28 protein-coding genes and 1 pseudogene are annotated in these 23,740 nt (G+C 55.9%); 16 read left to right on the forward strand and 13 right to left on the reverse strand.

Annotation, left to right across the window (positions count from 1 at the left end; all coding sequences use genetic code 11):
• Positions 1-96 precede the first annotated feature (96 nt).
• The 3 genes from ACP3TY_RS06135 to ACP3TY_RS06145 form a co-directional block, all read right to left on the reverse strand.
• Positions 97-489 (reverse strand): hypothetical protein, encoded by a 393-nt coding sequence (locus ACP3TY_RS06135; protein ID WP_426619495.1) that lies wholly within the window; start codon positions 487-489, stop codon positions 97-99.
• A gap of 574 nt (positions 490-1,063) precedes the next feature.
• Positions 1,064-1,876, reverse strand: a complete 813-nt coding sequence (locus ACP3TY_RS06140) for a hypothetical protein (protein ID WP_093099661.1) — start codon at positions 1,874-1,876, stop codon at positions 1,064-1,066.
• Positions 1,873-2,349, reverse strand: coding sequence for a hypothetical protein (locus ACP3TY_RS06145; RefSeq protein ID WP_426619496.1), 477 nt, complete (start codon positions 2,347-2,349; stop codon positions 1,873-1,875). The genes ACP3TY_RS06140 and ACP3TY_RS06145 overlap by 4 nt, the downstream gene beginning before the upstream one ends.
• A 782-nt stretch (positions 2,350-3,131) precedes the next feature.
• Here ACP3TY_RS06145 and ACP3TY_RS06150 point away from each other — a divergent pair.
• Together ACP3TY_RS06150 and ACP3TY_RS06155 are read left to right on the forward strand one after the other, a co-directional pair.
• Complete coding sequence (locus ACP3TY_RS06150; RefSeq protein ID WP_426619497.1) at positions 3,132-3,740, forward strand: hypothetical protein; 609 nt, start codon at positions 3,132-3,134, stop codon at positions 3,738-3,740.
• A 60-nt stretch (positions 3,741-3,800) separates the two neighbouring features.
• Positions 3,801-4,475, forward strand: coding sequence for a hypothetical protein (locus ACP3TY_RS06155; RefSeq protein ID WP_426619498.1), 675 nt, complete (start codon positions 3,801-3,803; stop codon positions 4,473-4,475).
• Between the two features lie 174 nt (positions 4,476-4,649).
• Here ACP3TY_RS06155 and ACP3TY_RS06160 read toward each other — a convergent pair whose 3' ends face one another.
• Positions 4,650-4,991: a hypothetical protein gene (locus ACP3TY_RS06160; protein ID WP_426619499.1), complete on the reverse strand. Its 342-nt coding sequence runs from the start codon at positions 4,989-4,991 to the stop codon at positions 4,650-4,652.
• Positions 4,992-5,314: 323 nt separating this feature from the next.
• Here ACP3TY_RS06160 and ACP3TY_RS06165 point away from each other — a divergent pair, with 323 nt between their 5' ends.
• The 3 genes from ACP3TY_RS06165 to ACP3TY_RS06175 all read left to right on the forward strand — a co-directional run bounded on the left by ACP3TY_RS06165 (position 5,315) and on the right by ACP3TY_RS06175 (position 7,535).
• The gene (locus tag ACP3TY_RS06165; RefSeq protein ID WP_426619500.1) at positions 5,315-5,620 is read left to right on the forward strand and encodes a hypothetical protein; all 306 of its coding nucleotides are present in this window, start codon (positions 5,315-5,317) and stop codon (positions 5,618-5,620) included.
• 65 nt (positions 5,621-5,685) lie between these two features.
• Positions 5,686-6,432, forward strand: coding sequence for a hypothetical protein (locus ACP3TY_RS06170; RefSeq protein ID WP_093099671.1), 747 nt, complete (start codon positions 5,686-5,688; stop codon positions 6,430-6,432).
• A gap of 419 nt (positions 6,433-6,851) precedes the next feature.
• Positions 6,852-7,535 (forward strand): hypothetical protein, encoded by a 684-nt coding sequence (locus ACP3TY_RS06175; protein ID WP_426619501.1) that lies wholly within the window; start codon positions 6,852-6,854, stop codon positions 7,533-7,535.
• Positions 7,536-7,756: 221 nt separating this feature from the next.
• Here ACP3TY_RS06175 and ACP3TY_RS06180 read toward each other — a convergent pair.
• From ACP3TY_RS06180 to ACP3TY_RS06190, 3 genes and pseudogenes are all read right to left on the reverse strand, one after another.
• Positions 7,757-7,927, reverse strand: a pseudogene (locus tag ACP3TY_RS06180) (transcription elongation factor GreB); the annotation flags it as partial.
• A gap of 34 nt (positions 7,928-7,961) precedes the next feature.
• Positions 7,962-10,466 carry an ABC transporter permease gene (locus ACP3TY_RS06185; protein WP_426619502.1) on the reverse strand — a complete coding sequence of 835 codons (2,505 nt, stop codon included), beginning with the start codon at positions 10,464-10,466 and terminating at the stop codon, positions 7,962-7,964.
• The gene (locus ACP3TY_RS06190; protein ID WP_159811583.1) at positions 10,466-11,149 is read right to left on the reverse strand and encodes an ABC transporter ATP-binding protein; all 684 of its coding nucleotides are present in this window, start codon (positions 11,147-11,149) and stop codon (positions 10,466-10,468) included. The genes ACP3TY_RS06185 and ACP3TY_RS06190 overlap by 1 nt, the downstream gene beginning before the upstream one ends.
• 10 nt (positions 11,150-11,159) lie before the next feature.
• On the opposite strand from ACP3TY_RS06190, the gene ACP3TY_RS06195 reads away from it, so the two are divergent.
• The 3 genes from ACP3TY_RS06195 (at position 11,160) to ACP3TY_RS06205 (ending at position 13,288) form a co-directional block, all read left to right on the forward strand.
• Positions 11,160-11,765, forward strand: a complete 606-nt coding sequence (locus tag ACP3TY_RS06195; protein WP_053122303.1) for an arylesterase — start codon at positions 11,160-11,162, stop codon at positions 11,763-11,765.
• A gap of 57 nt (positions 11,766-11,822) precedes the next feature.
• Positions 11,823-12,116: a hypothetical protein gene (locus ACP3TY_RS06200; protein ID WP_007908575.1), complete on the forward strand. Its 294-nt coding sequence runs from the start codon at positions 11,823-11,825 to the stop codon at positions 12,114-12,116.
• Between the two features lie 200 nt (positions 12,117-12,316).
• Positions 12,317-13,288: a L,D-transpeptidase family protein gene (locus ACP3TY_RS06205; protein WP_426619503.1), complete on the forward strand. Its 972-nt coding sequence runs from the start codon at positions 12,317-12,319 to the stop codon at positions 13,286-13,288.
• Between the two features lie 126 nt (positions 13,289-13,414).
• On the opposite strand, the gene oprI is transcribed toward ACP3TY_RS06205, so the two are convergent.
• On the reverse strand, positions 13,415-13,666 hold the full coding sequence (oprI, locus tag ACP3TY_RS06210; RefSeq protein WP_003199355.1) for an outer membrane lipoprotei OprI: 252 nt from the start codon (positions 13,664-13,666) through the stop codon (positions 13,415-13,417).
• Between the two features lie 636 nt (positions 13,667-14,302).
• Here oprI and ACP3TY_RS06215 point away from each other — a divergent pair.
• Entirely contained in the window at positions 14,303-14,584 is a 282-nt protein-coding gene (locus tag ACP3TY_RS06215) for a GNAT family N-acetyltransferase (RefSeq protein ID WP_003226804.1), read from the forward strand.
• Between the two features lie 60 nt (positions 14,585-14,644).
• Here the strand turns inward: ACP3TY_RS06215 and ACP3TY_RS06220 are convergent, their stop codons facing one another.
• Together ACP3TY_RS06220 and ACP3TY_RS06225 are read right to left on the reverse strand one after the other, a co-directional pair.
• The gene (locus ACP3TY_RS06220; protein WP_053122298.1) at positions 14,645-15,721 is read right to left on the reverse strand and encodes a 3-deoxy-7-phosphoheptulonate synthase; all 1,077 of its coding nucleotides are present in this window, start codon (positions 15,719-15,721) and stop codon (positions 14,645-14,647) included.
• A 130-nt stretch (positions 15,722-15,851) separates the two neighbouring features.
• On the reverse strand, positions 15,852-16,295 hold the full coding sequence (locus ACP3TY_RS06225; RefSeq protein ID WP_053122296.1) for a PilZ domain-containing protein: 444 nt from the start codon (positions 16,293-16,295) through the stop codon (positions 15,852-15,854).
• On the opposite strand from ACP3TY_RS06225, the gene ACP3TY_RS06230 reads away from it, so the two are divergent.
• The 5 genes from ACP3TY_RS06230 (at position 16,294) to cysB (ending at position 20,259) form a co-directional block, all read left to right on the forward strand.
• Positions 16,294-16,680, forward strand: coding sequence for a thioredoxin family protein (locus tag ACP3TY_RS06230; protein WP_053122294.1), 387 nt, complete (start codon positions 16,294-16,296; stop codon positions 16,678-16,680). The two genes, ACP3TY_RS06225 and ACP3TY_RS06230, sit on opposite strands and share 2 nt — an antisense overlap.
• Positions 16,677-17,633 (forward strand): putative 2-dehydropantoate 2-reductase, encoded by a 957-nt coding sequence (locus tag ACP3TY_RS06235; RefSeq protein ID WP_426619504.1) that lies wholly within the window; start codon positions 16,677-16,679, stop codon positions 17,631-17,633. The genes ACP3TY_RS06230 and ACP3TY_RS06235 overlap by 4 nt, the downstream gene beginning before the upstream one ends.
• Positions 17,634-17,664: 31 nt before the next feature.
• On the forward strand, positions 17,665-18,570 hold the full coding sequence (locus ACP3TY_RS06240) for a 5'-nucleotidase (RefSeq protein ID WP_053122291.1): 906 nt from the start codon (positions 17,665-17,667) through the stop codon (positions 18,568-18,570).
• Between the two features lie 98 nt (positions 18,571-18,668).
• On the forward strand, positions 18,669-19,172 hold the full coding sequence (locus ACP3TY_RS06245; protein WP_053122288.1) for a universal stress protein: 504 nt from the start codon (positions 18,669-18,671) through the stop codon (positions 19,170-19,172).
• Positions 19,173-19,284: 112 nt separating this feature from the next.
• Positions 19,285-20,259 (forward strand): HTH-type transcriptional regulator CysB, encoded by a 975-nt coding sequence (gene cysB, locus ACP3TY_RS06250; RefSeq protein ID WP_007908591.1) that lies wholly within the window; start codon positions 19,285-19,287, stop codon positions 20,257-20,259.
• A 9-nt stretch (positions 20,260-20,268) separates the two neighbouring features.
• On the opposite strand, the gene ACP3TY_RS06255 is transcribed toward cysB, so the two are convergent.
• Both ACP3TY_RS06255 and ACP3TY_RS06260 read right to left on the reverse strand, forming a co-directional pair.
• Positions 20,269-20,751, reverse strand: coding sequence for a GreA/GreB family elongation factor (locus ACP3TY_RS06255; protein WP_053122286.1), 483 nt, complete (start codon positions 20,749-20,751; stop codon positions 20,269-20,271).
• A 2-nt stretch (positions 20,752-20,753) separates the two neighbouring features.
• Positions 20,754-21,164 carry a hypothetical protein gene (locus tag ACP3TY_RS06260; protein WP_426619505.1) on the reverse strand — a complete coding sequence of 137 codons (411 nt, stop codon included), beginning with the start codon at positions 21,162-21,164 and terminating at the stop codon, positions 20,754-20,756.
• Positions 21,165-21,288: 124 nt separating this feature from the next.
• Between ACP3TY_RS06260 and earP the strand changes: the two genes are divergently transcribed.
• Both earP and ACP3TY_RS06270 read left to right on the forward strand, forming a co-directional pair.
• On the forward strand, positions 21,289-22,431 hold the full coding sequence (gene earP / locus ACP3TY_RS06265; RefSeq protein ID WP_426619506.1) for an elongation factor P maturation arginine rhamnosyltransferase EarP: 1,143 nt from the start codon (positions 21,289-21,291) through the stop codon (positions 22,429-22,431).
• Positions 22,432-22,479: 48 nt separating this feature from the next.
• Positions 22,480-23,049 carry an elongation factor P gene (locus ACP3TY_RS06270; RefSeq protein WP_007908599.1) on the forward strand — a complete coding sequence of 190 codons (570 nt, stop codon included), beginning with the start codon at positions 22,480-22,482 and terminating at the stop codon, positions 23,047-23,049.
• Between the two features lie 144 nt (positions 23,050-23,193).
• On the opposite strand, the gene ACP3TY_RS06275 is transcribed toward ACP3TY_RS06270, so the two are convergent.
• Positions 23,194-23,613 (reverse strand): organic hydroperoxide resistance protein, encoded by a 420-nt coding sequence (locus ACP3TY_RS06275; protein ID WP_034155242.1) that lies wholly within the window; start codon positions 23,611-23,613, stop codon positions 23,194-23,196.
• Positions 23,614-23,740 lie beyond the last annotated feature (127 nt).

Below are 23,740 nucleotides of genomic sequence, written 5' to 3' on the forward strand. Positions count from 1 at the left end.
CGGCACTTGGAGTCGAATGCCGTATGTACACATCTGTCGTAAAGGTCGGTCAGGACTCCGAGGCACAGATCCCTGACCGCTCACCTCATACACCCGCTACTTTTCAGGTTTGTGGATCGGGAGCGTTGGGTGTTTTGGCTTGTTTTCGGGGTTCACATGACGCCGTCGGTCTTCGTTTCCATCATCACGCTTTGGTTTAGGGCCCGGCTTTATGTGAGTTGACATGCTTTTCTCGATATCTAAATGGTTGATTTCAGTAGGGCAGTCAGCGGCTAATGCCAGATGCCGATTTTGCCGCACAATGATTGCTGGACTCGCCAGGATGGAGCCAGTATCAGTTGAAATATTTTTATGCATGGCAGTTGTAAAAGCAGAGCGACCGATGAGTTGGAATTTTTCAGCGAGACGGGCTATTTCATGTCCTTTTGAGGGCAGCCTGCCAACAACCGTCCCGGCGTCCAGGACATGTTTTTCCCTTGCGCCCGACATCAGTGGGGCAATTGAGCTCGGACTTGCTGATAGTCAATCTTGATTCAACAAGTAAAATTCACTTGTTAAGCGTCGATGAGCCGTCCTCGAAGAGCTCAACCGACGCAATGGCGTTAGTCATGTCGACCATAAGAAAGCCGCCAACAAGTACTCGAACACCTTGGATGCCAATATTTCTCCCGATTTAGAAAAAGTCAGCGAGGGCTGTTCGAGGAAATTACAATTTGCAGTAGGCGAAATTTGCGAGCGCAGCGTCGAGCACTCTCACACGATGCGTGGTGTTCAACCCGAAAGAACTGGATGTATTGCGAAGAAAGGAAGGCAGGTCGTGAGAAGGGCTTCGACAATATCTACGATGGCGGAGAACTTCCCGTTTTGCTACGGTGCCAGATCAAGTCAGCGCTTCGAAGATTCGTGAGGTTGTATCGGTGGGAGCATGGAATTTAGCTGTTAAGAGATCTAGGATCTAGAAATTGCAACGCCGATCGTCGAAGGGCAGACACCTGATTAGTCCTTTACACCCAACCAGCCGTCTACCGCCGAGCAATGCTGTGGTGATAGACGGCCTTCGAGTTTATCCTACAGAAGCTCGTCTGGGCGTGAGGACATCAATGATGAAGTGGTCATGCTCTATCATTGATAGAGGCAGGCAGCAATCTTCATATTTCCGGAGACTCCTCCTGCATGGGCACGGAAAAGATGGTGAGTGAACCCCGGTATGTTTTGCAACAGGTACGCCAAGCTTTGAAACACTGAACCAGTGTCGAGCTGTTGTGACTACCTGAAGGCCGGCTCTAAGCAGGGAGTAGTCATAGTGATCACCATCATGCCTGAATGGAACGGCTGCCTTGACGACCGGATTTGCTACTAAATCGTATGTGATGAGTTCGAAATCCTCAACGACATCTTGGCAAAATTCCCCAGCGTAAAGCTTGCCCCTCCGATGCTTGCAACTCTGAAGGACTGATCTGGGGCTCTCGCAGATTGAGCAGCTCATCTTCTTGATAATTTCGCGGCTGCTGGAAAATACTTTATAGGGGTACAGCATTTGCCAGCTGTTGACCGCGTTCGTTAGGAAGGCTTGTCCGTAATCTCGCTCGACATGCTCATGATTGCCGCGAACGTTGGCTAATAGGATTTCTAAATTCTCAAGCTTGCACCATGCGGGATAAAAGCTTTCAGACTTTAGGAGATTAAAAATTTCCTCGTGGAGTAGATGACATTTTAGAAGTGTTGAGTAAACCCAAATTTTGTTCTTGATCACGCCATCATCTGTCGTTGCCTTCAAGGTTTCCAAGGATGACAGGTGGCGCTCATCTTGTAGCCCTACGTACCACCACTGCTTGAGTAAGGTATCGAGCTCCAAAAGCAGATCCGCACCGTTCATTTCTTATTGAGCTCCTTTACTATCTTCAAAACGTCTTTGGGCTTGCCTGACACTGAGTACTTCTTCTTACGTTTGCCTTTACCCTTGATGACGTTTACACGTAGCTCAATATCCTCGGAATTATGTTGGCTGATTTTCGTTTCGATGAATGCGCCTAGAACAGTCACGAACAAAGGCACCCCTACATCCGTCAAAAGGTAGGTACCAATGTCAAGAATGATGCTGTTGACCTGCGAGTAATGGACGTTCTGCGCGTCGCCGCAAACACCAATCACGACTTGATCTGATTCGTTGTCTCGCAGCAGCGCCATGAACTCGATTGCGTCGGCACCAATTACCGCAGCAGGGGTTTGGGGGGTGGTCTCTGGGATCACCAGAGCGATACCTCCTTCTTCGCCAAGCTTGTCGATATAGATCGATGCAGCGCTCTGCTCCGCTACATATTCCTCATAAAGCTTTGCTGCAGAACTCATAGAAATAATTCCTCAAATGATTAGGTGTGGGTGACCTAGCTCCGCTTCAGATCTGCTGGAAGCCTGTATCTGGAGCTACCTAGGTTCAGAAAACCTAAAAGGATGAACCTGGGGGTAGGAGGTAGTGGCTACACGATATCACTGAGCTAGTTGGTTTACATGCGTGCATTTTTTGCAGTAGTTCTCTGCAGCTGGTTGGAGGTTTGGCAAGCATGGGGGGCGGTTTTAAGAAAGACTCAGTCTCATAAAAATTTACGTGGTCACACTCCGTTTTTCGCACAATCTGCTTGCTCCGAGTACCGAGCTTCCCGCCCGATAAGGCTTGATACTGTAGTCATCGAGATTGTTACCACTGAACTAGAAGACCAGCCGACGGAGCGATGAAGCCCATCGGTGCGAAACCGAAACATGCGGATACGATAGCTGTTAGCACCTGGGATTCTAAAAATTCACTGCCGTTCGCCTTGCATCATGGCAAAGATCGCAACAGCTTGGCTGCTCACGTTCCTGAGAAGGGGACGCTGCTACCACTATCAGACAAAAGTTGATCGCGGATAGACTTGCCGCAACTTCCGCTTTTAGTAGGTATCTAATCGATGGCTCGCGATGATTTTACTGCCAGCGTTGTAAGGAAATTGAGGGACAGGGTCGCGCATCGGTGTTCGAAGCCAAACTGCAGAGTGCCGACTTCGGCTCCTCAAGATGAAGATGGCGTCACCAATGTTGGCAAAGCTGCCCATATTTGTGCCGCATCCCCTGGTGGGCCTCGCTATGATTCAGGCATGACCAGTAACGAGCGAAAGGCATTTTCCAACGGTATCTGGCTATGCGCGATTCATGCAGATGAGATCGATCGGGACGTCAACACCCACACCGTGGAGCTGCTCAAAGGTTGGAAAAGGCAGGCCGAGGCCGCTACGAAAACCGAGCTTGGGCGTCAGCTACCTAAAGTTACCGACGCGACCGACCTGTTAGCCATGACGCTAAGCGGGATGCCGAAGAAATTTCTTCCAAATGCAATACATCAAGTCCATACGGCTTCAGCAAATGTATTGGCGGCGGCCGACCCTCGTTTCGATGTGATAAGCAGATACGATCCGTTGTATGGGACAGCTTTTCAGGTCAATGCCAAGGAAAACGTTCAGATCTTCATGAAGGTCGGTGGAGATGATGCCCAGATCGCGGCAACCGGTTATACGGCCCTTTTTGAGAACGGACATGCGTTCGAGCTCGATGCGAAGAATATCGAATTTCAAGGATCTGCGTTATTCGAGATGATTAAGGAACTGGTCAGCGGAAATGAAGGCAAGGTAAGTTTTTTTCGTGCATCCACTGCGGTAGTCATAAAAATGTCTGCAACGGATCCAGTGACTGGCAAAAAGATTAACTAGGACGACATCCCAGGATCGATAACCTCAGGCACCCAATCGTACTGCCTCCGAGGCGTATCGATGAAAGGAATGATAAGTTTGATTGCCGACGCGAGTCATAATGGGGGGAACTCCAAAGTCAATTTTAATATCAATACAGAAAGCTGGAATGGACGCGAGGTTTCTCAGCTTCCTTGGTTTAACAAGATAGCGACCTTCGTCGAAGCGATTCTAGAGAAGTGGGAGATAGATTTAGGTGTGGAGATCGACGGAGAGCTAATCTCTGGCATGATGTTGAACCTTATCCCGGAACACCTCCTGCCGCTTTCGTATGCGCTTGCATATGTACACATGGCCAGAGAGCTGTCTGGCTTTCTGAAGGAGCCAATATTTTTTGATGGACGATTCCGTCTGACTGACGAATCCAACGATGAACTAGCAGATAGTGTAAAGATGATAGAGGGTAATTATCTTGACTTGAATACAATCACCTTCCCCATCATCGGCAGATGTGTCGTCGATGGCCCGGATATTGGTAGTTTGATCGGACGTCAGTATGAGTTCGATAGCTATGAGGCGGTAGAACGTAAACAGATTGAAATTTTTGGTCAGCGCCTCCAGCTGCCTCCGATACGCAGGGTTGTGAAGAACGGCGCAATGGAACTGTTCAGCTGCGAGGAGGGGCAGGGAGTGGTTCGAATACATCACCGGCCCGGTATTTCGGTTTTTAGCCGCTATGTAATAGACAATAACTGATTTGCTGTAATTTCGTGACGGGTGGTGCCATGCTGCGGAAGTGACGAGGCATCAGGAGTTACGCTTTGTTCTGTTCGCATAAACACCTGCAGCAAGGCTGCTGAGAAAACCATTCATTGACTTCGACATCCCAGCCAAGCTCGCAAAACTCAAGGGTGGCCCTGTAATTTTGATTTACATTGTAATCCGGTTTTTTTCTGCGTCCTGCCACTCTTTACAAATAAAACCCCCCGCAATGTACATCCGTTCTTTCCAATCGAACGTTGACAGCATATGCATTGGTGCGCACGCAGGAAAACCAAGCTTCAGGTGGAGTGCGCTGTAGGGTTCGACTAATGCCGGCATAAATATTGGGTCGTACTCATTTGTCGCGTCAAGCTCTCGATATAGCAATCCAATATGTTGGAACACACTTTTCTTTGCGCTCTCCTTTTTCTTTTTGCTGTGAAAAGAGTTGAGGAGCAGAGTGCCTTCTGGCGATCGAGTTACTGTGAAGCGGATTTTCGAGTCGGACATTGAAGTTCTATTTATTTTGTGGTGACGCTGGAGCAAGCGCGGGTGCAACTGTGAGTGATTGGGTTTCTAGTTTTTTCAGTTATGCTTTATTGCTGTGTCAGCTTTGCGTTCATCCTTCAGTATTTTTAACTTGATATCAAAGCCCTTCGGTTCTTATTGATCTATGTGGTCGTAGTCTTATGCGGTAGTAAATATTCAGTTCATTGGCGGCTAGCGGGGTTTTATTTGAAAATAAATGATTATGTAGTGGGGGCGGTTGCCGAGTGAAAGTCTCCATCGACATACTAAAAAAGGAGAGCTGAGCCACAAAAGAGGATAGCGTTATGGAAAGCAGAGATATTGATCAACTGAATATTGATTTGCTTAGGACATTTGGATGGCAGGTGGAGATTGCCGAGCAGGATGAGTCGCTCGGGGTCTCTGGCAAGTACTTGAAGCTTTTTCGGGTTACCAGGCCTGGCCAACCTGATTGCAAAAAATCTTACGTAGGCCCAATGCCTATCGATATTCCCGACTTCGCTATCCATAACGCCGGCTGGCTCTGCCGCGATTACTATCTCTTAGGCTACAAACAAGGGCGCCGTGATGAAGGCCGATTCAGGCGCAAAAAACGACTCCGTCATCGGTAAGGATTGAGGTTGCCAACTGATGCTACGGCTTGCAGGATTTTGGATCCATCCTGTTGGAGTTGCAGATGTTCAAGGCATTTCACCCGTTTGAGCCGAAATCTATTCATATCCGCGACTACATCCACTTGCTCCGCTCTACGCCCTCCCTTGGCGATGCGCGTTGCCCTGCTTGTGAGCAGCCATTAGCGGTTAAGGGGGATCTTGATCCCAACCCAGCCGTGAAGACTCATTTTGCGCACCGGCGAGATCCAGAGTCGCCCGTGTGTCCTATTAAAAGTGAAGGCGCCATCCGGTATCAGGTACTTACCGAGACCTTGCCGGACACTGAAATTGCCGCAGCTCTGCGCGCGCGTTTCTTCGAGAACTGGACGTACCATTGGCATCAGTTCAAAAAATATGTTCGCACCGTCGATGCCAAGGATTTTGCTGAGGCCCTACGGGAGGTGGATACAAGAGGTGTCTGGAAATACCGAGATATCGAGGAGCATGAGGTGATCATTGCCATGCTTGCCACCAGAGACTTCAAGCCCGTTAAGTCGTATCGGTCGCGTTGGGTACGATTTTGGTTCCAGAGCGAAGTGGAAAATCTTCAGGAGTTCTGGAATCTGGGCGACGGTCAGAAGGTCATGATTCGAGCCGAGTATGATCTTTCGGCGAGAGCCACGAAGATCCGTGAAGACAGATTCGAGGATTTCAGTTTGCTGGAGGTCAATTCCAGTTATCTAGAAAATGAGGCGTATGCCGAGGTACCCAGGATAGTTCAAACCATCATGTCGGAGCGTTTCCCTCGATTGATCGACCCTCCTGTTTGACGAGATCGGTATCACGGGAAAGTGGGGCGAGTCTCCCCCGGTGGTTGGTTGGATTCTCTCCACCTCTGAGTGCGTTACCTCGGCGGGCGTCAATCACCTCGCCTGTCTGACCTATGTTTGCTCGGCATCAGCGGATGCGGTAGGCGTGTGTTGTCTTGCATTTGATTGAGGCGTTGCTTGGCTTGAGTCATGGTCGATGCGGCGCGACCTAATTTCTACTTTAGATAAAATTCGAGTAGGGGATCGCAGTGACGGTATCAATTCCATGGGCGCTAGCGGGAGCCGCAGCGGCCTGGGTCTGGCGCAAAATAGAGAAAGCGCTATTTTACAAAACATACCTTTTGTCTCATCGAAGGTGGTCGAACAAGCATGGCTTGGGAGCGTTCTGGGAGCCCTTGGGGGAAAACCTGGAGTACTCGTTGCGTATTGCCCAATCCACTGATCCTGAGCCGCAGCAATCCAAAGTTGCATTTCGATCGACTCGGGGTCGGATCGAACGCTTCCAGGCGGTGTTTGAAGCAGAAGGAATGGGGCGTAGATATCAGGAGAACGTTACGATCCACGGGGTGGACGCGACCCCTATCGTTTGCGCCTTGAGCAGCCTGCCTGTTTGCGAGCCCGTAGGAATCTTCGGACTAGCAATGAAATATTCACTTGAGACAGTCCGGTTCTACTCATGCGTTGCGACCCTGGAAGGAGACCGGGTCGAGCAGATCTCAAGCCCATTGAGGCAATCGCTCACTCAGACTTGGGCGGAAAATTCGCACTGGAAAGAGCGATGGGGCATTTGGTGGAACCTGGACTCCATAATGCTTGCTCAGCAAGAGCTGCAGATTTTCTGGCGCTGGCTTGGAACCTATTCCCACTTCGGGCTCTATTCACCAAGCGCGCCATCCTCTCGGCCTAAGGTAATCTCACGCTTTATAGGCTGGTGGTGGCGACCAATTGCCAAGGCTGTTGGCTCGTTGATGGGGATGCGCTGGCTGGTTGTTTTACAATTTTGGTCGGCCGTATGGTCGGGGCTGTTCGTGATCGATGCCGATGATCGTTTGAGCTGGCGTTGGTCTCAGCGTGCGAAAACACATGCGAAGAGCAATGGATGAAAATTAGATTTGTGATCGTTTCTGGGATTTATCCCGGGCGACACAGCTATCGATTTTGGGGGCATCGACGAGCCGGATGGGTGACCTGAGAAAAATACTTTGCTAAAAGACGAAACATTTTTCGGTCAAGATAGTATGTTTTTTTAGTATGGGTACTATTCCGAAGTGCGCGTATTTAAAGGGCTGCGACGTAGATGGTATGTTTAGTGCGGTGCTTGTTTATATTCGGCGTTTTCAGAGCGATCACCTTGCGCCGCCGCCTCGCTGACGGACTGAGTCACCTGCGGGCGACGCACATGCCACAGCTCATGGAATTCGGCACGCATCCGCGCTTCACCTTCGGGGGTGATCAGCGCGGTGCCAGCGGGGCGGGGAGGGCGGTAACGACTCATGGCAACTTCTTGTGGTTAAGTCCGCTGGAGTCTATCAACCCTTGCGCAACACTGTCAGCGGACTTGCGTTGAGCGCCCGGCGCGTACCGAATACACCGGCGCCACCGATCAGCGCCGCGCCTATCAATGGCAGCACCAACAACCATGGATGCGGATGCCACGGCAGGTCGAAGGCGTAGCGATAGAGCACCAGACTCACCACTTCCGAACCGATGGCCGCGAGCAAACCGCTGACCGCGCCGAGCAAACCGAACTCGATGCGCCGCGCCTTGATCAGCAATTGCCGTTCCGCGCCCAGCGCACGCAACAACGCGCCTTGGCGAATACGTTCATCCAGCGTCGCTTGCAGGCCGGAAAACAACACCGCCATCCCGGCCGCCAAAACAAACAACAACACATATTCCACGGCCAGGGTGACTTGGGCGAGGATGCTGCGCAGCTGTTCGAGCAGGGCTTCGACCTGCAGGATGGTCACCGCCGGGAAGGCGCGCGACAGCTCGACAATCTGCTGATCATGACCCGGTGCCAGATAGAAGCTGGTCAGGTAGGTCGCTGGCAGATCTTTCAAGGTGCCCGGCTGGAAGATCATGAAGAAGTTCGGCTGGAAGTTATCCCAGTTGATCTCGCGCAGGCTGGTGACCTTCGCTTCACGATTGACCCCGCCGACAGTGAACACCAGATGATCGCCAAGCTTCAGTTTCAGGCTCTCTGCGACTTTACCTTCGACCGACACACCGGGTACGTCGTCCGACGGTTGTCCGCTCCACCATGACCCTGCGGTGATTTTGTTACCGGTGGGCAAATCGGCAGCCCAGGTCAGGCTCAGGTCGCGTTGTATCGCACGATCCCCCGCCGAATCCTTGCTAACGATCTGCTGTACCGGATCGCCGTTGATGCTGATCAGTCGGCCCGGCACTACGGGATACAGCGGCGCCGCTTGTGCTGACACGTTGATCAGGTGATCGCTGAACGCCTGTTTATCGGCGGGCAGAATGTTCAGGGCAAAGTAGTTAGGGGCATTTTTCGGCAACTGGTTTTGCCAAGTGTCGAGCAGTTCGCCACGCAGTAGCGCGATCAACGCCATCGACAACAGGATCAAACCGAAGGCCAGCGATTGACCGGCGGCGGCCAAGGGATGACGCAGCAACTGCCCCAGACCCAGGCGCCACGGCAACGAAGCGCGGGCGAGCATCCGGCGCAGACTTTTCAGCAGTAAGAGCAGCAAACCGCCAAGCACCAGCGCGGCGACCACACCGCCGCCGAGCAAGGCAAATGTCAGCAGCAGATCCAGACTCAAACGCCACATGATCAGACCGAGTGCGCCGAGTGCCACGCCATAAACCATCCAGGTGCTCGACGGAATAGGCAGCATGTCGCGACGCAACACGCGCAGCGGCGGTACGCGACCCAGTGCCGCGAGCGGCGGCAGGGCGAAACCGGCCAAGGCTACGAGCCCGGTGCCGATCCCGGCAATCGCCGGAAACAATCCGCCTGCAGGTACATCGCTCGGCAGCAAATCATGCAGCAGTGCGAACAAGCCCAACTGCGCCAACCAACCGAGCAGCGCACCGCCGAGGGCAGCGAGCAAGCCAAGTACGGTCAGTTGAATACTGAACAGCAGCATGGTTTCACGGCGCGACAGTCCGAGGCACCGCAGTAACGCGCTGGCATCGAAACGGCGGCTGGCAAAACGGTTCGCCGACAACGCCACTGCTACACCGGCCAACAGCACTGCGACCAGGCTGGCCATGTTCAGATAACGTTCAGCCTTGCCTAGCGCGCCACCAATTTGCCGGTTACCGTCGCGGGCATCCTGAATGCGCTGATTGGCCGCAAGGCCCGGTTTGATCAGTTGCCGATAGGTTTCCAGCGCCTGCGGTTCGCCGCGCCACAGTTCGCGATAACTCACCCGGCTGCCCGGTTGCACCACGCCGGTGGCGGCGAGGTCGTCGAGGTTGATCAGTACCCGTGGGGTCAGGCTATAAAAGTTGCCGGCGCGATCCGGTTCGTAAGTCAGGATGCGGGTCAGCTTCAACGTCTTCATGCCGACGTCGATGCTGTCGCCGATCTTCAGATCCAGCGCGGTCAGCAGGCGTGCTTCGACCCAGGCTTCGCCGGGTTGCGGTTCGCCGCCGATGTCTTCAGGGGCGAAGGGGGCCGGTGCACTTTTCAGTTCACCGCGTAATGGATAGGCGCGATCCACGGCTTTGATGCTCGACAACTGAATGCCGCTGTCGGTGGCGATGACGCTGGAGAACTCCACGACTTGCGCATGATTCAGGCGCAACTCGGTGCCGCTTTTGATTTGCTCCTCGCGGGCCGGTGAGCTGCCTTCAAGCACCAGATCGGCGCCGAGAAACTCGGTGGCGCGCAACATCATCGCGCCGTTCAACCGGGCGCCGAAGTAACCGATGGCGGTACTGGCCGCCACGGCCACCACCAATGCAAAGAACAACACGCGCAATTCGCCGGCGCGGGCATCGCGCAGCAATTGGCGAATGGCGAGACTGAACAGACGCAACAGCGGCAAACGTGCCATCAAGGCTCCAGAGGGGCGACCAACAGCCCGGCTTCAAGACGGATCAGGCGCCGGCAGCGATGGGCCAGGCGTTCGTCGTGGGTCACCAGCACCAGGGTGGTGCCGCGTTCCTTGTTCAACTCGAAGAGCAAGTCGCTGATGCGCTCGCCGGTGTGGCTGTCGAGGTTGCCGGTGGGTTCATCGGCGAACAGCACATCAGGCTCGGCGGCAAACGCACGGGCAATCGCTACACGCTGCTGCTCGCCACCGGAGAGCTGGCGCGGCGAGTGAGTCAGGCGCTGACCGAGGCCGACGCGCTGGAGCAATTCGGTCGCACGCTCACGCGCGTCTTTGCGGCCGTCGAGTTCCAGCGGCAGCATGACGTTTTCCAGCGCATTGAGGCTGTCGAGCAATTGAAACGATTGGAAGACGAAGCCAACGTGCTCGGCGCGAATGCGTGCGCGCTGGTCTTCATCGAGATTGCTCAGGCTTTGCCCGGCAAGGATGACTTCGCCGCTGCTCGGCAGGTCGAGGCCGGCGAGCAGGCCGAGGAGGGTGGATTTGCCGGAACCGGACGCGCCAACGATGGCCAGGCTGTCGCCCTTGTTCAGTTCCAGGCTGAGTTCGTGCAGGATAGTCAGTTCACCTTCCGCGCTGGGAACCACTTTGCTGAGGTTCTTCGCGGTGAGAATGCTTGAGCCCATGGAGAATCCGATGCGTGTGTGGTTTTTGAGTGCTGGCCTGGCCGTTATGTGCATGGCCCAGAACGCAGCGGCGGGTACTGTCCTGATCGTTGGCGATAGTATCAGCGCCGGTTTCGGGCTGGATACCCGCTTGGGGTGGGTGTCGTTGCTCGAACAACGGCTCAAACAGGAGGGTTTCGACGATAAAGTCGTCAATGCCTCGATCAGCGGCGACACCAGTGCCGGAGGCCAGGCGCGCCTGCCGGCGCTGCTTGCAGAGCATAAGCCGGAACTGGTGATCCTCGAACTGGGCGGCAACGATGGCTTGCGCGGAATGCCGCCAACTCAATTGCAACAAAATCTTGCCTCGATGATCGACAGCTCGCGCCAGAGCGGCGCCAAGGTGTTGTTGCTCGGTATGCAACTGCCGCCCAACTACGGCAAGCGTTACACCGATGCTTTTGCCGAGGTCTACGGCAAACTCGCCGACGATAAAAAGATCCCGCTGGTACCGTTTTTCCTCGACGGCGTCGGCGGTCATCCGGACTTGATGCAGGCCGATGGATTACACCCGGCGGTCGGGGCTCAGGGCAAGTTGCTGGAAAATGTCTGGCCGACGCTAAAACCGCTGTTATGAGGCTTTTCTAAGGGCAGGCTTTCGGCTAATGTGGCGCCCCCTTATTCGGAGCCCCAGATGTCGCGTTCTGCCTGGTCCCTGTTTGCCTACCAACTGATCGAGCCTGACGAGCAGCTGGATCTGTTCGCCTGCCAGGAAGTGCGGGTGCATTTGGTGACGCGTCAGCTCGAACTCGGTGGCTCGGCTGATCGAACCCTGTGCGGCAGCCTGCTGCCGGCGCAACCGCGCTGGTCGAGTGTTGATCGCCGGGTGTTTCAGGATCAGCGTCTGTGCTCGCTGTGCCGGGCGATTCTGGAGTCGCAGAAGCGTGGCACGTCGCCGATCTGGCCGGAGCTGCGTTTCGAGCTCTGATCTTGTAGGAGCCGAGCTTGCTCGCGAAGAGGCCGTGTCAGTCAACACTTCTGGCGACTGACACACCGCCTTCGCGAGCAGGCTCGCTCCCACCCAAAGCACCTTGCATCGCCTGCTGCAGGGTGGTCTCCCCGAAATTTCAAAGTGCGGTGTACAATCGCGCTCTTATACCCTTGTTGATCATGCGAAGGATTTTCCGGATGTTGCCGCGCTTGCCTGCCGTCACCCGCTGCCTGTCACTTGCCGCCCTGTGTGTGGCCGATCCCGTTGCTGCATTGGAGTTTCCCCTGCCACCACCCGGTGAAGACATCATCGGTCAGGTGCAGGTGATCAAAGCCAAGTACGAAGATACCTTCGCCGATCTGGGCACGACCTACGATCTGGGCTATTCGGAAATGGTCGCGGCCAACCCGGGCGTCGATGCCTGGTTGCCGGGCGCCGGCACTGAAATCGTCTTGCCGACCCGTTTCATCCTGCCGCCGGGCCCGCGCGAAGGCATCGTGATCAACCTCGCCGAGTACCGCCTCTACTACTTCCCGAAGGGCAAGAACGTGGTTTACACGTTCCCGCTGGGGATTGGCCGTGAGGGTTGGGGCTCGCCGATCGCGCACACCACCATCACCGCGAAGACGCCGAACCCGACCTGGACGCCGCCAGCGTCGATCAAGGCTGAACACGCCGCTGATGGCGATCCGCTGCCGAACGTTGTGCCGGCCGGCCCGGACAACCCGTTGGGGCCGTTCAAGTTCAACCTCGGCACGCCGGGTTACCTGATTCACGGTTCGAACAAGAAATTCGGTATCGGCATGCGTACCAGCCACGGTTGCTTCCGCATGTTCAACAACAACGTGCTGGAGATGGCCAGCATGGTGCCGGTCGGCACGTCGGTGCGCATCATCAACGATGCCTACAAGTTCGGCAGCAGTGGCGGCAAGGTGTACCTGGAAGCGCACACGCCGATTGACGACAAGGGCAACCCGTCGGTGGTCGACAAACACACGGCGGTCATCAATGCGATGCTCAAGCGTGAAGACGTCACCAGTAACCTGCGGGTAAATTGGGATGTAGTGCGCGACGTGGTCGCCGCTGAAGATGGTCTGCCGACAGAAATCGGCACGCCGAGTGCGTCGGCACCGATTGTCTCGAGTGCGCCGATCGATCTGCAGCAGTAAGCTGGCGATCAAGAACCCGTCGATGCCCAAAGCGTCGGCGGGTTTTTTATTGCCCGGACAAAAGTATCAGGCACAAAAAAGCCGATCCAAACATCGGATCGGCTTGATAACAATCCCGAAGGACTATTACTTGCGGCTAGCTTTGTCAAGCATGCGCAGAGCACGCTCGTTAGCTTCGTCAGCAGTCTGTTGTGCTTTTTGAGCAGCAGCCAGAGCTTCATCAGCTTTACGGTAAGCTTCGTCTGCACGAGCCTGGGAGCGAGCAGCTGCGTCTTCAGTAGCGGTCAGACGTGCTTCGGTTTCTTTCGATGCGCTGCTGCAACCGGTAGCCAGAACTGCGGCCAGAGCCAGAGCAGAGAATTTCAGAACGTTGTTCATCGTGTTCCCCTTCAAGGACTTTCAATTAAGTGACTGTCTCCTCCGATTGAGGAAATAGCCGGCGTACATACTACCCATTACTTGTAGTAAGTAAACTGACGTAGCGCAAGATGCAAAAAAAATTGTAGGCGTTGATTCTTTTTCGAGCAACTTTTAACTGCGCTGTTTAAAAAATAAACAGCTACAAGCCCCGCGCTGAGCGAGTTAATGGGAAAAAGTTCCCGTTGTGATGGTTGTTTTTGCAGTCTTGGCTAAAGTCTGTCTATATCAATTCGTCCATACTTTCATTGCGATTTTGCGTGGTGCATCACCTATCTTTATGTTTCTTGAGGTGACTTTAAAAAAGGCTGCACGTCTTAAGTCTCAACATCCGGCAATGTTCAGGTGAGCGGCCCGGGAAGATCTTCTCCCACGCCACCCCTGCGTCCATCGGAGCAACCCCCGTCAACTGGCTTGATGACGAGCGCACCTTGAGCATTTTTGCCAATGGTGCCTACTATTTATCAGGTGCTCGGTTGCGCGAGATCGGTGTGGCTCTTCTCGGTGTCCAACAGGCACGGGGTGGCGTAGATGTTCCTTCGCCGGAAAAACATCGGTAAGGTAGGGGTCAGAATTCAAGACCCGCGAGGAGTAGTGATGAGCGAGGCGTTGTCCATCCACCATGACCAGGCTGGTCATCAGTTCGAGACCAATGTGGACGGTCATCGTGCCTATCTGACCTATATGGATCTGGGGAAACAGACCCTGGATATCTATCGCACGTTCGTGCCCAACGCCCTGCGTGGCCGGGGCATAGCGGCAGCGCTGACCGAAAGCGCGCTGCAGTACGCCGAAGAAATGGGCTACACGGTGATTCCGTCGTGCTCCTACGTCGAGCGCTATATGGAGCGCCACCAGCGCCGCGCCGCTAAGATCTGAATCGCACACACAAAAACGCCGGGCATTGCCCGGCGTTTTTTTATGCCTGCGAAACCTCGATCAGTTGCGCTGACGTTTCGGCAGCACGTCTTTGAGCTTGGCGTGCATGCTGCGCAGGGTGGTCTCGGTGGCCGACCAGTCGATGCAGGCATCGGTGATCGACACGCCGTATTGCAGATCGGCGAGGTCTTTCGGAATCGCCTGGCAGCCCCAGTTCAGGTGACTTTCGACCATCAGGCCGATGATCGACTGGTTGCCTTCAAGGATCTGGTTGGCGACGTTTTCCATCACCAATGGTTGCAGGGCCGGATCCTTGTTGGAGTTGGCGTGGCTGCAATCGACCATCACGTTCGGCTTGATCTTGGCTTTGTTCAGCGCCTGCTCGCACAGGGCAACGCTAACCGAATCGTAGTTCGGCTTGCCGTTGCCACCACGCAGCACGACGTGACCGTAGGCGTTGCCTTTGGTAGTGACGATCGACACGCCACCTTCCTGGTTGATACCGAGGAAACGGTGCGGGCTGGAGACCGACTGCAAGGCGTTGATCGCCACGGTCAGGCCGCCGTCGGTGCCGTTCTTGAAGCCGACCGCCGAGGACAGGCCGGAAGCCATTTCACGGTGAGTCTGCGATTCGGTGGTGCGCGCGCCGATGGCCGACCAACTGATCAGATCCTGCAGATACTGCGGGGAGATCGGGTCGAGGGCTTCAGTGGCGGTCGGCAGGCCTTTTTCGGCCAGATCCAGCAGCAACTGGCGACCGATGTGCAGGCCGTCCTGAATCTTGAACGAGTCGTCCAGGTACGGATCGTTGATCAGGCCTTTCCAGCCGACGGTGGTGCGCGGCTTCTCGAAATACACACGCATGACCAGATACAGGGTGTCGGAGACTTCTTCCGCCAGCACCTTCAGGCGATCGGCGTATTCGTGAGCAGCCTTGATGTCGTGGATCGAGCACGGGCCGATCACTACGAACAGACGGTGGTCGGTGCCATCAAGAATGTTGCGAATGACTTCGCGGCCCTTGGTGACGGTGCGCAGCGCGGCGTCGCTCAGAGGGATATCACGCTTGAGCTGATCAGGAGTGATCAGGGTCTCGTTAGAGGCGACGTTTAGGTCGTTGATCGGTAAATCAGCCATCGTTTACTCGTCAGGTCACGGGTGCCGGCCGCCAGCGATCCCCGCGCGGCGGAGCACAGCAGATTTAAGCGCGTCGGGGAGCGGAACCTTAGCGCGTAAAGCGCCTGCTCGACAATGGGCAAAAGGTGCTTTAGTCCAGCGCTGGCTGCGCAAAAGCCTTGCGCACGCTGTCATGGGAGAACTCATCGGCGTGTTGCTCGACCCATTGCAGGGCCACAGCCTGAATTTCCTGCAGATCATCGTGGGTTTCGTTCATGCGGCAGTAGCGCTCGATCTGACACACCTGCTCACCCATTCGTGCGCTGAACAGCGTCTGCTCATCGGTAAATGCGATGCCCACCAGATAACCTTTTTTACGCCGCAAACACCACGCCACATAGCCCGGATAACAGATGTCGGTGTTGAGCGTCGGCATGCGCACTTGCAGCGCCGTGCCATGGCGCCAGGCACGGTGGTAATTGCAAGCGATGCCGCCGAGGCTGATAGTGTGCAGCTGTTGCCTGGAAATACATTCAGGCTTGAGCAAGGTTAATTCAACCGGCACCTCGTCCGGATGAGGAATGAAACGTCCCATGAGCACAGACTCCCTGTGTCGGCCATTTGACATTGTTTCCCCCAGTATAGTGGTCGAATCCGAACTGACCGATTTCGACGCCGACCAACGGCTGCTGGCGATGAGCGGCGTTTCCCTGGTGATTTTCACCAGTGTCGGCTGCGCGAGTTGCCGCTATGCCCGCGAAGTATTGCCGGGGATGGCGCTGGCGGCCGATCGCTTGTGCTGGATTGACGCTGGCGACAACGGTGGTTTGGTCGAGCGTTATCAGGTCTTTCATTTGCCGGCACTGTTTGTGGTGCGCGACGGCGAGTTCTTTGGGGCTGTGCACGCACGCCTGACCGCCGATGCACTCAACGAAGCATTGGCGCAGGCGCTGGGTCGAATTGCAGAGGAGTTGCCATGATGGCGGCAGTGAATAAGCCGGTGATCGGGATTATTGGTACCGGCGCAATCGGCGGATTTTACGGTGTGATGCTGGCGCGAGCCGGTTTCGATGTGCACTTTTTGCTGCGCAGCGAATTCTCGGCAGTCGCCGAGCGCGGTTTGCAGGTGAACAGCGCGGTGCATGGCCAGATGACGTTGAACCCGGCGCAAGCCTATTCGTCAGCCGAAGACATGCCCAAGTGTGACTGGCTGCTGGTGGGCGCAAAAACCACCAGCAACGCTGATCTGGCGCCGGCAATCATTCAAGCCGCCAAGCCGGATGCGAAAGTGCTGTTGCTGCAAAACGGTCTGGACGTTGAAGACAGTTTGCGCCCGCTGTTGCCTGATTCGTTGCATCTGCTCGGTGGTCTGTGTCTGATCTGCGTGCATCGCGAGGGGCCGGGTCTGGTGACGCATCAGGCGCTCGGCGCGGTCAACGTCGGTTATCACAGCGGCTCGGCGATTGATGATGTCGCGCGCATGGCGATCGTTGAGGAGGGCGCCGAGCTGTTCCGTACCGCCGGTCTTGATTCGCAAGCGATGCCCAATCTGCACCAGGCGCGCTGGCAGAAACTGGTCTGGAATATCCCTTACAACGGTCTCTCGGTGTTGCTCGGCGCGGGCACCACGCCGTTGATGGCCGATGCCGACAGCCGCGCGCACATCCAGGCATTGATGGCCGAAGTGGTTGAGGGCGCCAAAGCCTGCGGCCACGACATGCCGCCCGGTTACGCCGATTTTCTGTTGATGATGACCGAGAAAATGCCCGACTACTGGCCGAGCATGTACCACGATTTTTTACACAAGCGTCCGCTGGAACTCGAAGCGATCTACGCTCGACCATTGGCGGCAGCTAAAGCGGCGGGGTGTGACTTGCCGCGTATCGAAGCGCTGTACCGCAATTTAAGCTTTATCGACCGACGCAACGTTTAGGTCGGTTTTTTTGTAAGGGGCGGGGGAACGCATGGCCAAGAACATCGATGACAAACTGGTGCTGGCGATTTCGTCGCGGGCCTTGTTCGACCTGAGCGAGAGCCACAAGGTGTATCTGTCGAGCGGCGTCGAAGCCTATCGGCAATATCAGATCGAACACGAAGACGAGATTCTCGCGCCCGGCGATGCCTTCCCGCTGGTGGAAAAACTCCTGGCACTCAACAGTCGCCTCGGCCGCGCGCGGGTCGAGGTGATTCTGGTCTCGCGCAACAGCGCCGATACTGGCCTGCGCGTGTTCAACTCGATTCACCATTACGGGCTGGCGATTTCCCGCGCGGCGTTTGTCGGCGGGCGCAGTCCTTATCCGTACCTGAAAGCCTTTGGTTGTGATCTGTTTCTGTCGACCCACGCCGAAGATGTGCGTGCGGCGCTGGACGCTGGTTTCGCCGCCGCAACCATTCTGTCCGGTGGCGCCAGCCGTGCCGCCAGCGACGAATTGCGCATCGCCTTCGATGGTGATGCGGTGATTTTTTCCGACGAGTCGGAGCGTGTGTATCAGTCCGGCGGGCTGGAAGCGTTTCAGGCCAAGGAGCGCGAATCAGCCCGCGAACCGTTGCGTGGCGGCCCGTTCAAAGGCTTTCTGGCTGCACTCAATTTGCTCCAGCGCGAATTCCCCGATGACGATTGCCCAATCCGCACGGCACTGGTTACCGCGCGCTCGGCACCGGCGCACGAGCGGGTCATTCGCACGTTGCGCGAGTGGGATATTCGTCTCGACGAATCGCTTTTTCTCGGCGGTCTGACCAAATCGGCGTTCCTCGAAGCGTTCGCCGCTGACGTGTTTTTCGACGATCAGGCCGGGCATTGCGAGGCTGCCCGCGAAGTGGTTGCCACGGGCCATGTCCCCCACGGCATCAGCAACGAACCAGCGGTCTAAAGCCCAAACGGTTCAAGACGTTGCGCCGCACGTCGTAGTCGCCAAGGCACTGCTAAGCTGAATCAAATCTCCGCCATGTTGGCTTGCGAGGAGGTCATATGATTCGTTCGATGCTGTATGCCACTGACCTCGGTCTGTACGCACCGTTAGTGATGCAGCATGCCCTGGCGTTGGCGCGAACGTTCAATGCTGACCTGTACGTGGTGCACGCGGTGGAGCCGATGGGGCTGTTCGCCGAATCGGTGTTGCAGAGCTATCTCGATGAGCAGGCATTGAACGAATTTCATAGCCAAGGTCTGAAAACAGTCATCGCCAATATCGAGCAGCGGGTGCTGGAAAGCTTTCGTGAAGAATTGGGCGATGAAGGCGAACAAGACTTGCAGCGCATTCGCGCGGTGCGCGTGCTGCAGGGTGATCCGTCACAGGTGATTCTCGACCAGGTGCAGAAGCTCTCTGTCGACTTGCTGATCGTTGGCAGTCATAGCCATGGGGTGGGCGCGGAAACGCCGTTGGGGCGAACGGCGGCGCGGGTTCTGCAGTTATCGAAGGTGCCGGTTTATCTGGTGCCGCTGGTTGAGCGTCGGCGCAGTGAGGATCGCTGAAGCAGAATAATGGCACTTTGACAAAAAAGTTCTAGATTTATTCTTCAAACCATTAATATAGTTATATACCGTCGCTGATGCCCGTGGCGTCTACCTGCTTTGAGGGATACATATGAAGCTTCAACAATTGCGCTACATCTGGGAAGTGGCGCACCACGACCTCAACGTTTCCGCTACAGCCCAAAGCCTTTACACCTCGCAACCGGGCATCAGTAAACAAATCCGTCTGCTGGAAGACGAACTCGGCGTCGAAGTATTTGCCCGCAGCGGCAAGCACCTGACCCGCGTCACCCCGGCCGGCGAGCGCATCATCACCACCGCCGGTGAGATTCTGCGCAAGGTCGAAAGCATCAAGCAGATCGCTCAGGAATTCTCCAACGAGAAGAAGGGCACCCTGTCGATCGCCACCACGCACACCCAGGCGCGTTATGCCTTGCCGCCGGTGATCAGCAATTTCATCAAGCAATACCCTGACGTCGCATTGCACATGCACCAGGGTTCGCCGATGCAGATCGCTGAAATGGCCGCTGACGGCACCGTCGATTTCGCCATTGCCACCGAAGCGCTGGAACTGTTCGGCGATCTGGTGATGATGCCGTGCTACCGCTGGAACCGCTGCGTGGTCGTGCCGCAGGGTCACCCGCTGACCAAACTGCCGAAGCTGACTCTGGAAGCACTGGCCGAATACCCGATCGTGACTTACGTGTTCGGGTTCACCGGCCGTTCGAAACTCGACGAAGCCTTCAGCCATCGCGGCCTGACGCCGAAAGTGGTGTTCACCGCCGCCGACGCCGACGTGATCAAAACCTACGTACGTTTGGGTCTGGGCGTGGGGATCGTGGCGAAAATGGCGGTCGACACCAAACTCGACAACGACCTGGTAGTGCTGGACGCCAGCGAGCTGTTCGAATCGAGCATCACCAAGATCGGTTTCCGTCGCGGCACCTTCCTGCGTGGTTTCATGTGCGACTTCATCGAGAAGTTTGCGCCGCACCTGACCCGCGAAGTGATGGCCAAAGCCATTCAGTGCCACAACAAGCAGGAACTGGAAGAACTGTTCGACGGCGTCGAACTGCCGGTTCACTGATCCGTTGAATCAGAGCACCTCGGTGACAGCAAACTGTTGCCGGGTGCCCGCCACCAGAATCTCCACCTCATCACCTTCGCACTTGCCCAGCAGACTTTTTCCCAGCGGCGAGCGCGGCGTGATGACGGTAATCGGCTGACCGACCACGTCGACTTTCAGGCCTGCCGCATCCGGCGCCAGAAACAGCCATTGCTCGCGACCCTTTTCATCCTCCAGACCGAGCAGGGCGCCGACTTCGATGCCGCGATTTTCGTCGTAGGCACGCAACGTCAGGTTTTGGCACAGCGCCAGTGACTGGCGAATTTCCTCGACCCGTTTCGCCTGACCCGCCGCCAGATACGACGCCTCCAGTCCCAACGTGTCGTACTTGTTTTCGGCGATGTTCTCTTCGTGGGTCGCGGTTTCGTAGGCGGTTTGCGCCGCACGTTCGGCGATGTCGAGGTCGATGCGCAGCTTGTCGAGAATCAGTTGGTGGACGGTGTGCTTGTTCATGGTCAATCGCAGAATTGCAAAACGTTGGCGCGGGATTTTTCGCTTGGAGCCGTCTGATCTTGCTGCAGCCAGAACTGACAGTTGGGGTTCGACTGATTGCGGCTGCTGTTGCGCGCCTGATCCAGACGAGCCTGCTGTTCATTCTTGCGCAGGTTTTCTTCGTACTGCTGGAACAGTTGGCTTTGCGGCGGAATGTCCGGCTGAACCGGAATCGCCGCTGGAGGTTTGGCGACTTGCTGAACGGCTTGAGCGACCGGCGCCAATTGTTCAGCGAACAGAAAACGGGAAAGCACCCAGCAGGTCAGCGCGATGGCGAGAAAACCTAGCCACATGCCCAAAGCAATGCTGCCGGTCAGGTGCAGCGCACTAAGCTGAACAGGCAAGGGGCGACGCGGGTTTGGGCGGTAGGGCATGGCTGCCTCCTGGCGGATGATGACGGGCGAGCGGCGATTGTCGCACGAAGATTAATCGCCGTCGGCTCTTCTGCGCGAGGTGATTTATGCGGACAATTGCAGCTTTTGCCAACGGGAGTCTTGAATGTCGGAACTGAAACCCCGCTGGGATATTTTCTGCACCGTGGTCGACAACTATGGCGACATCGGCGTGACCTGGCGTCTGGCTCGGCAATTGGTCGCTGAGCATGCTTTGCCGGTGCGCTTGTGGGTCGATGATCTGCGTGCGTTTGAGCGTATCTGTCCCGAGATTGATATCAACGTCGCGCAGCAATTTCAGCAAGGCGTCGAGGTGCGGCACTGGCCGAGCGAGTGGCAGCACACCGAGGCGGCCGACGTGGTCATTGCTGCGTTTGCCTGTCAGCTGCCGAGTGATTACATGGACGCCATGGCCGAGCGCGAGAAGCCGCCGCTGTGGATGAACCTTGACTATCTGAGCGCCGAAGACTGGGTGATCGGTTGCCACGGGCTGCCGTCGGTCAAATACAAAACCGTGCAGAAGTTCTTCTTTTTTCCGGGATTCCAGCCGGGGACAGGCGGTTTGCTGCGTGAGCATGGTTTGCTGGAGCGTCGTAGGCAATTTCAGCAGGACGCTCAGGCGCAGCGAACATTCCTGCAAGGTCTGGGGATTGATCGCGCCGAGGGGGCGCAACTGATCTCGCTGTTTGCCTACGAGAACGCAGGGCTGGCCAGTTGGCTTGATGTGTTGGCGGCGGACAGTCTGCCGACGCATCTTTTGGTGCCGGAAGGGCGCGTGCTGGGTGATGTCGCCCAGTGGCTGGACGTGGAAACGCTGAGTGTCGGCGCGATTCATGTGCGCCAGTCGTTGACCGTGCAAGTGCTGCCGTTCGTCCGACAGGATCAATACGATCATCTGCTGTGGTGCTGCGATTTCAACGCAGTGCGTGGCGAAGATTCGTTCGTGCGTGCGCAATGGGCGGGGCGGCCGATGCTCTGGCACATCTATCAGCAGGACGAAGACATCCATCTGGACAAGCTCGACGCCTTCCTCGCGCTTTACACAAAAGGCTTGTCGCCGGCCGCTGCTGAGGCGATGAACGGTCTGTGGCGGGCGTGGAGTGCCGGTCAGCCGATCGGTGAACACTGGCTGGCAAGCCGCAAACACTGGCCAGAACTGCAGGAAAATGCGCAAAAATGGTGTCTGGAACAAGGCTTGCAGGCCGATCTTGCCGCAGCGCTGGTACAGTTTTACCTAAATTGGATATGATACGCGGCCTAGATTTTTGTAAATCCCATCCAAATTCGGATATTCGCAATGAAAACTGGTAAAGAACTGAAACCCGGTACCGTGATCCGTCTCGAAAACGATCCTTGGCTGGTTCAGAAAGCTGAATTCACCAAGTCGGGCCGTAACAGCGCGATCATGAAGACCAAGCTGAAAAACCTGCTGACCGGTTACAAGACCGAGATCGTTTACAGCGCTGACGACAAACTGGACGACGTAATCCTCGACCGTAAAGAAGCGACCCTGTCCTTCATCAGCGGCGACACCTACACGTTCATGGACACCACTGACTACACCATGTACGAGCTGAACGCTGAAGACATCGAAGCCGTTCTGCCTTTCGTTGAAGAAGGCATGACCGATGTTTGCGAAGCGATCTTCTTCGAAGAGCGTCTGGTTTCCGTAGAGCTGCCGACCACCATCGTGCGCGTAGTTGACTACACCGAAGGTTCGGCTCGTGGCGACACTTCCGGCAAAGTCATGAAGCCAGCCAAACTGGCTAACGGTACTGAGCTGCAAGTTGCTGACTTCATCGAAATCGGTGACAAGATCGAAATCGACACCCGCGAAGGCGGTTCCTACAAAGGCCGTGCTAAATAAGCACCGGTTTTTGCGGAAAGAAAAAGCCCGACCATTGAGTCGGGTTTTTTTGTGCCTGAAAGAAAGATCAAAAGATCGCAGCCTGCGGCAGCTCCTACAGGGATCGGTGTAGGAGCTGCCGCAGGCTGCGATCTTTTGCTTTGTTTACACAGTGACGTGCAAGCGGACGTCGACATTGCCACGGGTGGCGTTGGAGTACGGGCAGACCTGGTGCGCCGCGTCGACCAGCGATTGCGCGTCGGCTTGTTCCAGGCCGGGCAGGCTGATGTGCAGATCGATGTCCAGACCAAAACCGCCGGGGATCTGACCAATGCCGACGTGGGCGGTGATCGACGCGTCATCCGGGATCTTGCGTTTGGTCTGGCTGGCGACAAATTTCAGTGCGCCGATGAAGCAGGCCGAGTAGCCAGCGGCAAACAGTTGCTCAGGGTTGGTCGCCGCGCCGCCAGCACCGCCGAGTTCTTTCGGGGTGGCGAGTTTGACGTCGAGGATGTTGTCGCTGGAGATCGCACGACCATCACGGCCGCCGGTGGAGGTTGCGATTGCGGTGTACAGAGTTTGCATGGTGAGAGCCTCGCAGGGTGTGATGTGTTGCGCTAATTGTTTGCGCGCTAAGTAAGTGCGAAGTGAATGTATCGCACGAATATTTAGCGCGCAAGATAAATTTCAAAAAATGATTCGTGTTGATTGG

The sequence above is a fragment of the Pseudomonas rustica genome, from assembly GCF_049959085.1.
In the GTDB taxonomy this organism is placed as follows: Bacteria; Pseudomonadota; Gammaproteobacteria; order Pseudomonadales; family Pseudomonadaceae; genus Aquipseudomonas; species Aquipseudomonas rustica.